Consider the following 14790-nt stretch of genomic DNA (forward strand, 5'->3'; position numbering starts at 1 on the left):
TTGTTTAAAAAGTGGTTGACAAACTATTTTACGATCTCTTACGATAAGGTTGTGTTGAATCACTGAGGAGGAACAAAGATCATGAATAAAAAGAAACTTCGCGCCGCTGATATGGCGCTTGTCGGAATGTTTGCCGCCCTCATGGGGATCGGCGCTAATATCACTTCGTTTGCCCCGTTTCTGCAAATCGGCGGTATTCCGCTTACGATGCAGCCTTTCTTCTGTCTGCTTGCCGGGCTTCTGCTCGGCCGCAAATTAGGTGCGCTATCCATGATCGTTTATGCGTTAGTCGGCTTTGTAGGCGCTCCTGTATTCGCTTCTTTTTCAGGCGGTATTTCCGTTCTTTTCAAAGGAAGCGCTGGATTTATTCTATCCTACATTCCTGCCGCATATGCCGCGGGCTGGATCACGGACAAAGTATCAGAACCGAGAACAGGCCACTTTTTCACAGCTTCATTGATCGGTACACTAATCATTTATCTGATTGGCGTCAATTATACGTATCTCGCGTTTTCAACTTGGCTCAATACACCGTTGTCTTATTCAGCCGTTTGGAAGATGATAACCTGGTTCTTCGTGAAAGACTTGGCATTCTCCGTTCTGCTCGCCGCGCTCGCCTCAAAGGTTTTCCGGGCGGTTCAAAAAGGCGCAGGCTTCAGAAGAAACCCGACCTATTAATTAAGAGCAGGCGGTGCGGTTCTCTTTTTATTTTAACAAACATAGAAAAAAATTCCCCTCAAAGTGAGGGGAATTTTTTTAAAGAACAATCGCCGCGATCCAGCCAAACAAAATCAGCGGAATATTATAAAAGATGAATGTCGGAACACAAGTGTCCCAAATGTGGTGGTGCTGTCCGTCTGCATTTAAGCCTGATGTCGGGCCAAGCGTGCTGTCGCTCGCAGGTGAACCGGCGTCCCCGAGAGCCGCCGCCGTCCCGATAATAGCGATGGTCGCCATCGGACTGAAGCCAAGCTGCATGCAAAGCGGCACAAATATCGTTGCGATAATCGGAATCGTCGCAAATGATGAACCGATCCCCATTGTGATCAATAAACCGACAATCAGCATCAGCAATGCGCCGATCACTTGATTATTGCTGATGAAACCTGTTGACGCTTCAACAAGGGCTTTGACATCGCCCGTTTTCTCAAGCACATTGGCAAAACCGGCTGCGGCCAGCATCACAAATCCGATAAACGCCATCATGTTCATGCCGTTTGTGATCAATTCGTCCGCTTCGCCGCGCTTCATCGCTCCGCTTAAAAACAAGACCGCCAAACCGCTGAGCGCGCCGAAGATCATTCCGTCGACGTCTAAACTTTGAGACAAATAAAGCTGTACGCTTAATGATACAGCGATGGCCAAAGCGGCAATCGAAAGGCTTTTTTTCGTATAAGCCGCCGATTTTTGACCGGCGATTTCCTTCATTTCGTACGTGCGCGGTTTGCGGTACACAAAAGCAGCAGCAGCCAAACCGGCAATCATCCCGGCGATCGGGATGATCATGGCGATCGGAATATCAGCCAATGTGACCGAAAGGCCGGCATCTTTCATATTGTCTTTCAAAATCCCCTGGAAAATCTGACCGAAGCCGACGGGAAGCAAAACATACGGAGCTGTCAATCCGAATGTCATCGCACACGCAATCAGGCGGCGGTCCACTTGCAGCTCATTCAAAATTTTCAATAGCGGCGGTATTAAAACAGGGATAAATGCGATATGAACCGGAACGATATTTTGAGACATACAAGAAATGATTAAAATCACGAAGACGATCAGCGCTTTTGAAAGGGTTTTGCGCCTTGTATCGCCTTCTTTGCCGATCAGCTTGACAGCAGCTTCAACCATGGCATCCGGAAGACCCGTTTTCGTCAAAGCGACCGCAAATGCGCCGAGGAGCGCATAGCTGACAGCGACGGTTGCGTTCCCGCCGAGTCCTTCCGTGAATACGCTGACCGTCTGGCCGAGACCGAGACCGCCCGTCAGACCTCCTGCAAGAGCGCCCACAATCAAGGCAAGAACAACATTGACTCGCAGCAGGCTTAATATAAGCATGACAATAACAGCAATCACAACTGCATTCATATTTGAAACCTCCGAACAAACGCTTTAGTTTGCTAATGTAGTAGATAATTAAAGTAATGAACGTATATTACCACATGTTTTATGAATGCGTCAATGAGGCTCTTCTGTATTTTTCATAAAAAAAATCCCCTTCTGTCAAAGGGGATAAAAACCTACAATTGATCCGAAAACCGCTCGACAAACGTGACAAGCGTCCTTACCATCACGCCCGTTCCGCCTTTCGGTCCAAAGCAAGAACTTTGAGATGTCGTTGCCGTTCCGGCGATGTCAAGGTGAACCCATGGCGTCCGCTCGGCGAATTCACCGAGGAACGTTCCGGCCATAATCGCATGGCCTTCCCTGCCCGGTGAATTGTTAAGGTCGGCCATTTGGCTGTTTTTTACTCTTTTTTTGTCTTTTTCTGTAATCGGAAGCTGCCAAATCGCTTCTCCCGCTTCTTCAGCCGCCTGTCTCACCTGCTGATAAAGCGGATCATGATTTGTCATCGCGCCTGTCGTTTCCGTTCCCAAAGCTACGACGACACCTCCGGTCAGTGTCGCGACATCGATCAACACGGAGGCTCCGTGGTGCTTTGCATATGTCAGTCCGTCAGCGAGCGCCAGCCTTCCTTCGGCGTCCGTATTCAAGATCTCAATCGTCTTGCCGCTCAAGGAAACGATAACATCGTCCGGCTTCATTGCGCTTCCCGAAATCATGTTATCAGTCGATGGGATCACGGCAAGCACGTTTTGTTCCGGCCTTAATTCACCGATCGCTTCCATCGCTCCCAAAACGCTGGCGGCTCCGCCCATATCTGACTTCATGCCGACAATGCCGCTCTTCGTCTTAATCGAATAGCCGCCGGTATCAAACGTGATCCCTTTACCGACTAAACCGATGACATCATCCCATGCTTCCTTTCCCTGATATTTTAAGACGATCATTTTCGGCGGCTCTTCTGATCCTTGGTTGACCGCGAGGAGACCGCCCATCCCGAGCTCTTCCATTTCAGCCTTTTCGAGAATTTCACATTCAAATTCGTATTTTGCTGCCAATTCAGCGGCGTATGACGCGAGATCCGCCGCTGTCAGCATGTTCCCCGGCATGTTCACGAGGGTTCTCGCCGAATTCGTCGCATTTCCGTACACCTGCCCGACATGCAGACTCGCCTGAATTTCCTTCAGGTCATGGTCTGTCAAAACATAGACGCTTTGCAGGCATTGATCAGGTACATTTGCTCTGTGCTTGTAATCCTGCACTTCATAGCATGACAGCATGCACGATTCAGCCAATGCATGCGCGGCGTCAGCGGCTGGTACCTCTTCAGATACGAAGCTGTCGAGCATGACGGTTAACTCCTGCTTTCGATCTTTGTGAATCTGCTGAACAGCTTCGGCAAAGCAATGTTTCGCATCCTCGAAGGTAAATTCCGCTTCACGGCCCAATCCGACGATATAGATGCGTTTGACTCCCTGAAGGGAAGGGGTAAATATTTTAGACACTTTCGTTTTTTTGGAAGATACATCCCCGTCTTTCAGCAGCTGAGAAAGCTGGCCGTCCAAAAGGCGGTCGATTTCTTCCGCCTTCCCGTACAGCTGGCTTTTTTTAAACAGTCCGATTAAAAGCGTTTCTTTTTTTTCGAAGTCTTTAAAGGCATAAAACATGCGTTCACAGCTCCTTATCAGCAAAGTGAGTAAAATTGAAACAACAATGTTATAATAGGAAAAACATTTTTTCCCGATGGGGTTTCATATTATATATTTTAGCAAATAACTGAGTGCTTTTTTGAATTCATCTCTATTTTCTTTATAGAAAGGATGTTCTGCAAAATGGAAATCCTCACAAACTTTCCTTTACTGGCGAGCTTTGCCGCGATCTTTTTCGCTCAGTTTATCAAGGTGCCCATTTACTTTGTCGTCTCGAAAAAATGGGATTGGCGGCTCGTCACAAGCACTGGCGGAATGCCGAGCTCACACTCAGCAGCCGTTACGGCGCTTTCAACCGGCGTGGCTCTTGATCACGGGATGGATTCTTCTTTGTTCGCCGTTTCCGCAATATTTGCCGTTATTACGATGTTTGACGCAACCGGAGTGAGAAGACATGCCGGAGAACAAGCAACAGTGATCAACCGGCTTGTCCGCGATTTTAACCGCTTTGTCAACGAAGCGAAAGATTTCCCTAAAAGCCATCAGGAAGAAAAACAGAAGAAGCTGAAGGAACTGCTCGGCCATCAGCCGATTGAAGTTTTTTTCGGCGGTTTGACCGGCATTGCCCTGACGCTGCTTCTCGATTACTTATTGATGTAGAGCAAAAAAACGTTTAAGACGCACAGGTCTTAAACGTTTTTTCTTATTCTTTCGCCATTTTATATTTTTGTCTGAATACTTGCATCGATTTATTTTCATTCAGTTTCAGGAGATCCTCTTCGGTAATGGTGCCGTTTCCTTTTTTAATGACATACACATCAAGTGTTTTTTTGCCCCACTCTTTATAAACATCTTCAACCGTCTCATAGTACAAATCAAGCCGGTTCCCTTTGATGGCTGATCCGGTGTCCGCAACAACGCCATAGCCGTAGTCCGGTATGAACAATATCGTGCCGATCGGAAAGACCGACGGGTCGGCAGCAACGGTTGAATATAAATCTCTTTTAACTTTGACTCCCGAATATGTAATCCCGTAATCTGGATGATGAGGCTGTTTTCCCGTCGATTCCGCCCCTGCTGTATATCCGGTCGCGGTGACTTTTTGCTTCGGATACTTGGTCCAGTCAAAGGCATCTTCAAGCGATTTCGGTTTGTTTTTAATTTGTTCTGCGGCAGACAGAGACGTTTTTTCCGCTTTTTCTTTCGGAAGTGATTTAAAGGTGAGCATCAGCTGTTTCAAGGACAGATCGCGTTCTTTCGCCCAGCTGGATATGTCCTGTGCTTCCACGCCTGAAACGGCAAAGAAGGTCGTCATAAAAGCAAAGACAAACAAAACTGTCATCAAGAAACGCCGGAACATTGTCATCACTTTTCTCAAATCTTCCACTCCTCTCACCATCTAGTTGTTTCCAAGCGGAAACAGAAATATTCAGATGGCGGAAAAATTTTAAGAAAAGTGAAAAAATTAAATTCAAAAAACCCTCTCCCTTGAAGAAGAAGGCTTAAAACATTTGATATCCCCTTTTTCGCAACGCTTTAATCGTAACACCCGACAACAGGGCTCCGGCCATTCCGCTGGCTAAAATGATGATATCGGCAGCTGCCAATGAAGCCACTCTGTCAAAAAGGCCGGAAAATGCCTCTCCCGGCGCCTCTACATAGCGAATCAGCTTTTCTTTATTCACAATGAAAAGGCATACAATTGGATAAATGACAGCCATGATCCATGACATCCTGAGCAGCATATTCAGCAGAAAACCGATGCCGAAAAACAGGACGAAAAATAAGACAACTGAAATGATGACAACTGGTAAACTAATCAAAGCCTCCACCCCCAATTCACCTCTTTTAGTGTACATTGGGGAAGGAACTTGAGTCAATCATTGGAAAGCGGCGATCAGCGGTCTTTTCCCGTTCCCTTGCAGTTGTTGCACGTTTCCGAACCACCGAGCAGAAGCTGAAAATAGCCTTTTCCCGAACAAAATGTACAGGTTGATTCAAGGCGATGGGTTGATGTCGTCTTCATTAGATACTCACCTTTTTCTTAATTTTCTGATAATATATCATGAACATTGTCAATAATAAAGTCAGAAAATATAACAGATCATTTGATGTAAGCGCTTAAAAGCTAAGCTTTCTTCCTTTTTCTTTCGTTTTTGAAGTTTTTAACCCCGAATAAAAAGCCCGCAGCTTCCGCTGCAGGCTTCGATTCCGCTTAGAAAAATTTAAACTTTCCTTTTTTCAGAACAAGTCCCGGCCCGCCGATCAGGAACAGCGAGCGGTTGTCGATAATTTTTTTCATCATGGACGCCGTCGTTCCCGTCATCTTTCTCCCGAATGCGACGCCGATTGCATCATGTTCGCCGAGAGAAGCGACAGAGCCTTTATTATCGAATGAGAACGTTTCCGTTTCTTTGCCGTGAATCAGTGCGGCCAAATTGTTTGCGCACGTTTCGCCCTGCTGCATGGAAATCTGCGCAGTCGGCGGATAAGGCCTTTCGGTTTCTTCATTTATGATCAGCGAGCAGTCTCCGATTACAAATATATCATCATGGCCTTCAACGCGCAGATCAGGTTTTACCTTCACACGGCCGCGCATGTTTTCAAAGCCTGATTCTTCTATGATCGGGTTGCCGCGGACACCTGCGGCCCATACGACAGTGCCTGCTTTGATTTCTTCGGTCTGATCGTCTTTTCCACAGATGATTCCGTCAGGCGTGCATTCTTTCACAGCCGTGCCGATTTTGAATTCAACGCCTTTTCCTTCAAGGTAGTTGACCGCATAATCGACAAGCTCAGGATCAAAGCCCGGGAGAACGGACGGCGCGGCTTCCACGCATATTAAACGAACCTGCTGGCGATCGATATCGTATTCGCGGCACAGCTCAGGAATGCGGTTGCCCAATTCGCCCAAAAATTCAATGCCGGTAAAACCCGCTCCTCCGACAACGATCGTCAGGCGTTCCGGGCGCTTCTCGGCTTCTGTGTTATACGTCGCAAACTGATATTCAATGTGCTCGCGAAGCTGCCGGGACGAGTTGATGTTTGAAATGGAGAAAGCATACTCTTTCAATCCAGAAATTCCGAAAGTTTCAGGGACGGCCCCCAGCGCTACGACAAGATAGTCGTAACTAAGCTCGCCGGTTTCAAGGACGACTTTCTTTCCTTCTTTATCGATTTTCTTTACCGTATCCTGAACGAAATTGACACGGGATGTATTGATGACGTCTTTAATCTGATAGCGGCATCTGTCATGATGAAGTGTACCTGCGCTCGCTTCGTGCATCCAGGTTGTCTCATAATGATAATTGTGCTTGTTGACAAGCGTAACATCCGCTTCATTGACGCCGATTTTTTTAACAAGTCTCGTAACGGTCATTAATCCACCATAACCTGCACCTAATACTACTACTTTTGGCTTATTCAACGGAATCACATCCACCTTTTCTGTATTTTACTGCTAAGCCGGATTAAAAATAGCCTTTGGGTTATCTTCTGCCGGCTTCAGGCTTTTTATGAAAAAAAGTTTGTGAAACCCTTCACTTTAATTTGCCGAACAACGGAATGTTTTTCGGCTGTGCGTCGAAAAATATTCACGAATCTTTAACAAAATGTTCACAACTACATCATAGCCGCTCGCTTTTGCTTTTTCAAGATTAAATATGCTCGGGCGGCAGACTTTAGATCAGACGGTAATATTTTCCGATCTTAAAAAAACAGACGCGCTCGTATTTATTTTATGTGATATGATATAATTAAGAACAATTTTCATTTAGGGGGCATTATTTTCATGCGTGAAGACTCAAAAGTATATGACATTACAATTATCGGGGGCGGCCCTGTCGGCTTGTTTACCGCATTTTACGGCGGAATGCGGCAAGCGAGCGTCAAAATTATCGAAAGCCTGCCGCAGCTAGGCGGTCAGCTGTCCGCTTTGTATCCCGAAAAATACATATACGATGTAGCCGGGTTCCCTAAAATCCGCGCTCAGGAGCTGGTCGACAATTTAAAAGAGCAAATGGCGAAATTTGATCAGACCGTTTGTCTGGAACAAGCCGTCGAAAGCGTTGAAAAACAAGCAGACGGCATTTTCAAGCTCGTCACCAACAAAGAAATCCACTATTCCAAAACGGTGATTATTACAGCTGGAAACGGAGCATTCCAGCCGAGAAAGCTCGAGCTTGAATCTGCGGCTCAATACGAGAATGCAAACCTTCATTACTTTATAGATGATCTGAATCAATTTGCGGGCAAACGCGTTGCGGTGTTGGGCGGCGGCGACTCCGCCGTCGACTGGGCGCTCATGCTGGAACCGATCGCTAAAGAGGTGTCAATTATTCATCGCCGCGATAAATTCCGCGCACATGAACACAGCGTCGAAAACCTGCACAATTCAAAAGTCAATGTGCTGACACCGTTTGTTCCGACCGAACTGATCGGCGCCGAGCGGATTGAACAGATCGTCATCGAGGAAGTGAAAGGCGAGAGAAAAGAAATCATCGATGTCGACGATGTGATCGTCAACTTCGGCTTTGTTTCATCTCTCGGACCAATCAAAAACTGGGGGCTTGAAATCGAGAAAAATTCGATCGTCGTCAAGTCCACAATGGAAACGAACATCGAGGGATTCTATGCAGCCGGCGACATCTGCACATACGAAGGAAAAGTCAAGCTGATTGCCAGCGGATTTGGAGAAGCACCGACCGCTGTCAATAATGCAAAAGCTTACATGGATCCTAAAGCGCGCGTGCAGCCGCTGCACTCTACAAGCATGTTTGAAAACAAATAAAAATGAAAAGGAGCCTGACACCGGCTCCTTTTCATTATATGATATTCAAATATGAGAAGATCGTTCCCAAAATCAGCACAATCGTTAAGATACCGACCACTCCCGCCGCAGTCAAGACAATCCGGTCCGTAATTTTCTGTGCTTTTGGAAGCGGTTTTTCGCAGCCGCATGCTTCACAGACTTTTGAATCGTAAGGCGTAAGCCCGCCGCAGCTTCTGCAGTTGATTTTTTCCATGGTTGAACCCCTTTTCTTTACTGGGCTTGGACTCTAAATAAACCTGTCCAGTATAGAATAACAAATTGACGAATAGAATGTCTTAAGATTCACAAAATATTCTTAAATGAACTCCAAAAAACCCTTGTTAGGAAGTGACGATATGTCTTACTACAACAATCGCAATCAAGAGCCTTTGCCAAAGGAAGATATCAGTACGTGGGAATGTACCGCTGAGGACTGCAACGGATGGATGAGAAAAAATTTCACGAGCAGCGATCGCCCTCTATGCCCTCTGTGCAACAAGGAAATGGTAAGCGGAAGCCGCTATATCACCTCAATCACCAACAACACGAGCAATCTCAACCGAATCTTTAACCAGAAATAAACACGATTGTTCCGGAAGCCCCGTTGCAAAAACCTTGCTCAGCACTTGAGCGGGGTGGCTGCATTGCTGCCTTCCGGCATTTCCCGAGCGAAGCGGAAAACAGATTATGTTAAATCTTTTACCAAAAGAATCTCATCCCGAATCGGAATGCCGTTATCAGCGGCAAAGGGAATTTCAGGCTTTACTTTTCTTGCTTCTTCAACTGCGTTTACATACAGCTCGGCCATTGTATAGCCTCTCTTTTGATAAAACATAAACGCCCGCATATTATCGTTCGTCGTGATCAGTTTAATCGATTGACACTGTTTTCGCTTTGCAGCACGTTCCACTTCGTTTAAAAGGAGTGAGCCGATCCCTTTGTTTTCGGCAATACTGTCCAAGGAGACGACTTCACATTCGTTTCCGGCGATGAAGTACGTAATCAGGCCTTTTATATCGCCTTTTTCATCTGTCACAGCGAATCCTTCCAATTCATCGCAGCGGAATGTTCCGTGTGAATTGACCATGTCCGGACTTCCCCAATGCTTATGAAAAAACGCGGTAACGTCCGCTTTTGACAAGCCGAGCGTTGATACGAGTTTCATTTCTTTCCCCCCAGATCATAATAAAACGCCTTTTCGTCACGATGATGCATCGCAATGAAAGGCGTTTTTCTCATTCCATATCGTTGACCTGATGCCAATATGTCAGCACTCTTCAGGCTTCCCTGCATTCACTGCGGTTCTGAATGATGATCCGCAGCCGCATGAAGCGATGGCATTTGGATTATCGATGGTGAAGCCTCCGCCCATCATCGATTGTTTAAAATCAATGACCGTACCGTTCATAATATCCAGGCTTTCTTGATCTACAAGCACTGTGATTCCATGCTGGACGAATTCATTGTCGTCTTCGTTTTTTTCGTGTTCAAAACCCATGCCGTATGACAGACCGCTGCATCCGCCGCCTTTTACTCCGATTCTCAAGAATGCGTTCTCCTCTTCATGCTCTTTCATCATATCCTTGATATGAAGAGCAGCCGCTTCCGTGACCGTAACTGTTTTTTCGCTCATAACATCACACCTCCTAAAAGCTCATGTGTACTTTATTATAAAGTCGCACGCCCGATTTCTCAAACGGACCGACTCATGATATAAAAAACTCGCCTTCACATACCGTTTCAGCGGGTCCTGTCATCATGACGCGTCCGTCATTTTTCCAATTAATGATCAGATCGCCGCCGGCGAGATGGACAGTAATGTCCGTGTCTCGTTTGGAATAGCCGTTGAGTATCGAACTCACTGCGGCTGCGCAGGCGCCCGTTCCGCATGCCTGGGTAATTCCTGAACCCCTTTCCCATACACGGAAATGGAGTTCTTTGCCGTTTTCGACTTCAACAAATTCTACGTTAACCCCTTCCGGAAACCTTTCATCTTTTTCAATGAGCGGTCCCATCGACGTAAGCGGCGCTTTTTCAATATCGTCTAAATAAAAGACGATATGGGGATTGCCCATGGATACAGCGGTACCTTTCATTTCCCGGCCGCCGAATATCATCTTTTCATTGATCGTCTCCGATCCCTGTTCACCGAGCATTGGCATATCTGATTTGAGAAGGCGCGGTTCACCCATATCGACTGTAGCCGATACAACTTTTCCTTCCTTCACTTCAATCTCAGCCTTTACCAAGCCTGAAAGAGTTTCAATTAAAAAGGATGTTTCCTTCACCAGTTTATGTTCATACGCGTATTTTGCAACGCAGCGCAAACCGTTTCCGCAGTTTTTGCCTTCAGATCCGTCGCTGTTGAAAATCCTCATTTTAACCGGCGCTTGATCTGAAGGACAGATGAGTATCATTCCGTCTGAACCGATTCCGGTGTAAACGGAAGACACTTTGACGGCCAAATCTGACAACAGCTCCTCAGGGAGATGTTCTTCAAACTGATTGACGTATATATAGCTGTTTCCTAAGCCGTGCATTTTAGTAAAACGAAAAGAATTCATAGCCGCCTCCACATTTTTTTACTTTCTTCTAGTATAAAAGCTGAAAGGGATGGATACAATATGGCTATCCCCCGTTTTTCATACATAAAAGCTCCCTGCGTTCATTTGCAGGGAGCTTTTATCATGTTATCCGATAAACATACCGGCGATCGCCGCGCTTGTAAGGTTGGCCAATGTTCCGGCAGCAACGGCTTTCAAGCCGAGACGGGCGATATCGGAACGGCGGTTCGGCGCCATTCCTCCCAATCCTCCGAGCAAAATCGCCACAGAAGACAGGTTTGCGAAACCGCACAGCGCAAAGCTGATAATCGAAGCGGTTTTGACGGAAAGCTGATCAAACATCGGAGCAAAATTGGAATAAGCGACAAATTCATTCAGTACGAGCTTTTGACCGATAAAGCTTCCGGCCTGAACTGCTTCATCCCAAGGGACGCCGATGACAAAGGCGAGAGGTGCAAATACATAGCCGAGAATGAATTCAAGCGAAAGGTCTTTAAAACCGAACCATCCACCGATTCCTCCAAGAATTCCGTTTAAAACGGCAATCAAAGCAACAAATGCAAGCAGCATCGCACCGACATTCAAAGCAAGAGAAAGACCTGTTGATGCCCCTTTTGCAGCGGCATCGATGACATTTGCTGCGTCTTCGTCTTCAGCCATTTGAATATCTTTTTCTTCAATTTTCGATTTTTCAGTTTCGGGAATAAGCATTTTTGCCATAATCAAGCCCGCGGGTGCAGCCATAAAGCTCGCTGCAAGCAAATATTCGAGAGGAACCCCAAGAAGGGCGTAACCGAACAAAACAGAACCGGCCACTGATGCGAGTCCGCCTGTCATAACGGCAAACAGCTCCGACTTTGTTAAGTTTGCAATAAACGGCTTAATCACAAGCGGCGCCTCAGTTTGTCCGACAAAGATATTGGCAGCTGCAGAAAGAGATTCCGTTTTGCTTGTTCCGAGCAGTTTTGCCAATCCGCCGCCGATAAAGCGGATGATGACTTGCATGATCCGTAAGTGGTAAAGAACCGCAATCAGCGATGAAAAGAAGATGATAACAGGAAGAACGCTTAAAGCGAAGGCAGCGCTGTCTCCTACTTGCAAGAGAGGCCCGAAGAGAAAGCTGATTCCTTCATTCGCATAATTGACGAGATGCTGAACGGCTTTCGTAAACGAAAGAAACACTTCCCGCCCCATTTCCCATTTGAGAACGATGAATCCGAACAGGAGCTGCATCGCCAAACCGATTAAAATCGTTCTTATGTTAATTTTACTCTTGTGCTCAGAAAGCAGAAAAGCAATCGCGAAAATCGCCAGAATACCAAGAAGTCCCCATAAAATGTTCATGACCACACCTCTTATTATTTTTTAAACTTTTATTAAGATAACAATTAATGATTGGCCTGTCCACAAAAATTTTTAAGAATTTTTTCTCTTTTTATGTAAACCCTTTCAAACGAAGGCTTTGCATGAAAAAACGAGATCACCAAGATGACCCCGTTTTTAAATAAGTTCATTTTCATCAATGAACTTGTATATATTTTCGACCAATTCAGCCGGATTATTCGCTGTCACCATTTCTCCGTTTACAAGAGCATACATGGTCTGCATGCATTGTCCGCAGTAACTCAGGCAGCCGTATTCGACGACGTCCAGATTCGGATCTTTCTCCAATATTTCTTTTGCTTCCTGAGAACCTTGGGCAAGATTGCTGACGCAAAACTCAACGATTGGAAACACTTTATTTCACCTCACATCGCTTTTTTATCGTACCCTATTTACGTTTCAATAGTCAAAGTTTTAGGCTGAGGAATAAAGCTTTTGTAACATATTAATACCTTAAAGGGTTTTACTAATTATCGATTTAAAGCCGATATGTAGGTTATTTTCCCGAGAAATATTGTGATTTTACATCAAATTAGATATAATTCTAGAGGGTATTTACATAGTTTTTTAATTTTGCAATGAAAAAGGTTAGTTTCTTAATCTGAGGGGAAAAGGGGAATTACCAATGAGAAATTTAGTCTTGCTCGGCGGCGGGTACGGAAATATGCGGATCATTCATCGTTTGCTGCCTAACCAGCTGCCAGATGATGTGATGATCACTTTAATCGACAAAAACCCTTACCATTGTTTGAAAACGGAGTACTACGCACTGGCTGCGGGGACGATTTCCGATCATCATATCAGAGTGTCCTTCCCGGATCACCCGAAGTTAAAGATTGAATACGGGACGATTTCGTCTGTTGATTTGGAAGGAAAAAAAGTTTTGTTTCATGACAGGGAGCCGATATCTTATGATGACGCCGTCATCGGGCTGGGCTGTGAAGATAAATATCACAACGTTCCCGGCGCGCCTGAACATACCTACAGCATTCAGACAATTGATCAATCACGCAGCACTTATCAGGCGCTCAACAACTTAAATGCGGAAGCCACCGTTGCGATCGTCGGGGCAGGACTGAGCGGCGTTGAGCTTGCGAGCGAGCTGAGAGAAAGCCGAAAAGATTTGAACATCGTCCTTTTTGACCGTGGAGAATTAATTTTGTCGAGCTTCCCGAAGCGTTTGAGCAAATATGTTCAAAGCTGGTTTGAAGAGCACGGCGTCAAGATTATCAATTGCGCCAACATCACAAAGGTGGAAGAAGGCATCGTCTACAATCATGACGATCCGATACAAGCTGACGCCATCGTCTGGACAGCGGGGATACAGCCGAACCAAATCGTTCGGGATCTCGATGTGGAAAAAGATCCGCAAGGGCGCGTCGTCCTGACGCCGCACCATAACCTGCCGGGAGACGAACACGTGTATGTTGTCGGCGACTGCGCAAGCCTGCCTCACGCGCCGAGCGCACAGCTGGCCGAAGCTCAGGCGGAACAAATCGTCCAAGTGCTTGAACTGCGCTGGAAAGGCGAACCTCTTCCTGAAGCGATGCCGAAATTCAAGCTGAAAGGCGTGCTCGGTTCACTCGGCAAAAAAGCCGGCTTCGGTTTAGTTGCCGAACGGCCGTTGATCGGCAGAGTGCCTCGCCTGCTGAAATCGGGCTTGCTTTGGATGTATAAGCATCATAACGGATAAGATTGCTCGAAACCTTAGCGTTTTTTAATTAGGGCGCTCTCTCACCTTCAATGAGAGTACGCCCTTATTTTTGCGTTTTTTTATTTCCGCCAAAAAGTTGAACAGTCCGCCTTATCCGCAAGATTAAACTCGATCATTTTTTTAAGTAATGAGAAATCAAGCGGACGATCCCACGGGAAACGGACAAGCTGCTTCGTATGATCATAGCCGGCCTGCACGATTTCTTCAGAAAAACGATCAATTCCCGCGCTTTCAGGGGCAACAGCCAGGTGATGTTTCGCTGTGCTGAAACCGATAATAAAAGTGCCGTGATCGGTAAACATAGGCTGATTCCAGGCGATTTTCGGCGTTAAATTTGGAAATGTCTCCGCTGTCCAATTCAACACTTCCTCCATCCGGGCTCGATGTTCCGGGTGATCAATTCCTTCTAAATATTCTGCAAAAGCTTCCATGTTGCTCCCTCCTAAAATTAAAATGATGCTAGAACTTTGTTTCGCAAATGAACCCTTTGTAATAAGTCTATCCCTGGAACAGTTTCATTCGAATTCCCACAGATAAGATTCTACTCAAAAAAGCCCCCTTGTCATCGGCGAGCTTTCTTGAATTGAGCGTCATACCTATTATAGCGTT

18 protein-coding genes are annotated in these 14790 nt (G+C 46.0%); 5 read left to right on the forward strand and 13 right to left on the reverse strand.

The annotated features are described in order from the left end of the window. Positions 1-81 precede the first annotated feature (81 nt). Positions 82-678 (forward strand): biotin transporter BioY, encoded by a 597-nt coding sequence (locus CP943_RS17760; RefSeq protein WP_105981202.1) that lies wholly within the window; start codon positions 82-84, stop codon positions 676-678. A 78-nt stretch (positions 679-756) separates the two neighbouring features. Here CP943_RS17760 and CP943_RS17765 read toward each other — a convergent pair whose 3' ends face one another. Further along, complete coding sequence (locus CP943_RS17765; protein ID WP_025809768.1) at positions 757-2085, reverse strand: Na+/H+ antiporter family protein; 1329 nt, start codon at positions 2083-2085, stop codon at positions 757-759. A 152-nt stretch (positions 2086-2237) separates the two neighbouring features. Next, positions 2238-3728 (reverse strand): leucyl aminopeptidase, encoded by a 1491-nt coding sequence (locus CP943_RS17770; RefSeq protein ID WP_023856174.1) that lies wholly within the window; start codon positions 3726-3728, stop codon positions 2238-2240. Between the two features lie 165 nt (positions 3729-3893). Between CP943_RS17770 and CP943_RS17775 the strand changes: the two genes are divergently transcribed. Continuing rightward, positions 3894-4370, forward strand: coding sequence for a divergent PAP2 family protein (locus tag CP943_RS17775; RefSeq protein WP_003184918.1), 477 nt, complete (start codon positions 3894-3896; stop codon positions 4368-4370). Between the two features lie 43 nt (positions 4371-4413). Here CP943_RS17775 and CP943_RS17780 read toward each other — a convergent pair whose 3' ends face one another. The 4 genes from CP943_RS17780 to CP943_RS17790 all read right to left on the reverse strand — a co-directional run bounded on the left by CP943_RS17780 (position 4414) and on the right by CP943_RS17790 (position 7143). Beyond that, on the reverse strand, positions 4414-5079 hold the full coding sequence (locus tag CP943_RS17780; RefSeq protein WP_023856175.1) for a 3D domain-containing protein: 666 nt from the start codon (positions 5077-5079) through the stop codon (positions 4414-4416). A gap of 133 nt (positions 5080-5212) precedes the next feature. Beyond that, a complete protein-coding gene (locus CP943_RS17785) occupies positions 5213-5533 on the reverse strand; it encodes a YuiB family protein (RefSeq protein ID WP_011198260.1) in 321 nt (106 codons plus the stop codon). Between the two features lie 74 nt (positions 5534-5607). After that, complete coding sequence (locus tag CP943_RS22330) at positions 5608-5736, reverse strand: YuiA family protein (RefSeq protein WP_033155022.1); 129 nt, start codon at positions 5734-5736, stop codon at positions 5608-5610. Between the two features lie 189 nt (positions 5737-5925). Further along, complete coding sequence (locus CP943_RS17790) at positions 5926-7143, reverse strand: NAD(P)/FAD-dependent oxidoreductase (RefSeq protein WP_026580067.1); 1218 nt, start codon at positions 7141-7143, stop codon at positions 5926-5928. Between the two features lie 357 nt (positions 7144-7500). On the opposite strand from CP943_RS17790, the gene yumC reads away from it, so the two are divergent. After that, entirely contained in the window at positions 7501-8499 is a 999-nt protein-coding gene (gene yumC / locus CP943_RS17795) for a ferredoxin--NADP reductase 2 (RefSeq protein ID WP_023856177.1), read from the forward strand. A gap of 34 nt (positions 8500-8533) precedes the next feature. On the opposite strand, the gene CP943_RS17800 is transcribed toward yumC, so the two are convergent. Next, complete coding sequence (locus CP943_RS17800) at positions 8534-8734, reverse strand: hypothetical protein (RefSeq protein ID WP_020452822.1); 201 nt, start codon at positions 8732-8734, stop codon at positions 8534-8536. 142 nt (positions 8735-8876) lie between these two features. Between CP943_RS17800 and CP943_RS17805 the strand changes: the two genes are divergently transcribed. Beyond that, entirely contained in the window at positions 8877-9101 is a 225-nt protein-coding gene (locus tag CP943_RS17805) for a cold-shock protein (protein ID WP_020452823.1), read from the forward strand. A 104-nt stretch (positions 9102-9205) separates the two neighbouring features. Here the strand turns inward: CP943_RS17805 and CP943_RS17810 are convergent, their stop codons facing one another. From CP943_RS17810 to CP943_RS17830, 5 genes are all read right to left on the reverse strand, one after another. Further along, entirely contained in the window at positions 9206-9685 is a 480-nt protein-coding gene (locus CP943_RS17810) for a GNAT family N-acetyltransferase (RefSeq protein WP_020452824.1), read from the reverse strand. 102 nt (positions 9686-9787) lie between these two features. Then, the gene (locus tag CP943_RS17815; RefSeq protein ID WP_020452825.1) at positions 9788-10153 is read right to left on the reverse strand and encodes a HesB/IscA family protein; all 366 of its coding nucleotides are present in this window, start codon (positions 10151-10153) and stop codon (positions 9788-9790) included. Positions 10154-10226: 73 nt separating this feature from the next. Next, positions 10227-11084: a diaminopimelate epimerase gene (dapF, locus tag CP943_RS17820; protein WP_101561510.1), complete on the reverse strand. Its 858-nt coding sequence runs from the start codon at positions 11082-11084 to the stop codon at positions 10227-10229. 126 nt (positions 11085-11210) lie between these two features. Further along, positions 11211-12428, reverse strand: coding sequence for a NupC/NupG family nucleoside CNT transporter (locus CP943_RS17825; RefSeq protein ID WP_020452827.1), 1218 nt, complete (start codon positions 12426-12428; stop codon positions 11211-11213). A 156-nt stretch (positions 12429-12584) separates the two neighbouring features. Next, positions 12585-12821: a YuzB family protein gene (locus tag CP943_RS17830; RefSeq protein WP_003184941.1), complete on the reverse strand. Its 237-nt coding sequence runs from the start codon at positions 12819-12821 to the stop codon at positions 12585-12587. Between the two features lie 271 nt (positions 12822-13092). On the opposite strand from CP943_RS17830, the gene CP943_RS17835 reads away from it, so the two are divergent. After that, the gene (locus CP943_RS17835) at positions 13093-14160 is read left to right on the forward strand and encodes an NAD(P)/FAD-dependent oxidoreductase (protein ID WP_020452828.1); all 1068 of its coding nucleotides are present in this window, start codon (positions 13093-13095) and stop codon (positions 14158-14160) included. Positions 14161-14240: 80 nt separating this feature from the next. Here CP943_RS17835 and CP943_RS17840 read toward each other — a convergent pair whose 3' ends face one another. Then, positions 14241-14612 (reverse strand): iron chaperone, encoded by a 372-nt coding sequence (locus CP943_RS17840; protein ID WP_048350786.1) that lies wholly within the window; start codon positions 14610-14612, stop codon positions 14241-14243. Between the last annotated feature and the right edge of the window lie 178 nt (positions 14613-14790).

The organism is Bacillus paralicheniformis, assembly GCF_002993925.1.
In the GTDB taxonomy this organism is placed as follows: domain Bacteria; phylum Bacillota; class Bacilli; order Bacillales; family Bacillaceae; genus Bacillus; species Bacillus paralicheniformis.

Excerpts from the sequence above, each read along its gene's own strand:
- CP943_RS17805 (WP_020452823.1), top strand. The coding sequence starts at position 8,877 with ATGTCTTACTACAACAATCGCAATCAAGAGCCTTTGCCAAAGGAAGAT.
- CP943_RS17825 (WP_020452827.1), bottom strand. The coding sequence starts at position 12,428 with ATGAACATTTTATGGGGACTTCTTGGTATTCTGGCGATTTTCGCGATT.
- CP943_RS17840 (WP_048350786.1), bottom strand. The coding sequence starts at position 14,612 with ATGGAAGCTTTTGCAGAATATTTAGAAGGAATTGATCACCCGGAACAT.
- yumC (WP_023856177.1), top strand. The coding sequence starts at position 7,501 with ATGCGTGAAGACTCAAAAGTATATGACATTACAATTATCGGGGGCGGC.
- CP943_RS17775 (WP_003184918.1), top strand. The coding sequence starts at position 3,894 with ATGGAAATCCTCACAAACTTTCCTTTACTGGCGAGCTTTGCCGCGATC.
- CP943_RS17765 (WP_025809768.1), bottom strand. The coding sequence starts at position 2,085 with ATGAATGCAGTTGTGATTGCTGTTATTGTCATGCTTATATTAAGCCTG.
- CP943_RS22330 (WP_033155022.1), bottom strand. The coding sequence starts at position 5,736 with ATGAAGACGACATCAACCCATCGCCTTGAATCAACCTGTACATTTTGT.
- CP943_RS17770 (WP_023856174.1), bottom strand. The coding sequence starts at position 3,728 with ATGTTTTATGCCTTTAAAGACTTCGAAAAAAAAGAAACGCTTTTAATC.
- CP943_RS17760 (WP_105981202.1), top strand. The coding sequence starts at position 82 with ATGAATAAAAAGAAACTTCGCGCCGCTGATATGGCGCTTGTCGGAATG.
- CP943_RS17810 (WP_020452824.1), bottom strand. The coding sequence starts at position 9,685 with ATGAAACTCGTATCAACGCTCGGCTTGTCAAAAGCGGACGTTACCGCG.
- dapF (WP_101561510.1), bottom strand. The coding sequence starts at position 11,084 with ATGAATTCTTTTCGTTTTACTAAAATGCACGGCTTAGGAAACAGCTAT.
- CP943_RS17800 (WP_020452822.1), bottom strand. The coding sequence starts at position 8,734 with ATGGAAAAAATCAACTGCAGAAGCTGCGGCGGGCTTACGCCTTACGAT.
- CP943_RS17815 (WP_020452825.1), bottom strand. The coding sequence starts at position 10,153 with ATGAGCGAAAAAACAGTTACGGTCACGGAAGCGGCTGCTCTTCATATC.
- CP943_RS17835 (WP_020452828.1), top strand. The coding sequence starts at position 13,093 with ATGAGAAATTTAGTCTTGCTCGGCGGCGGGTACGGAAATATGCGGATC.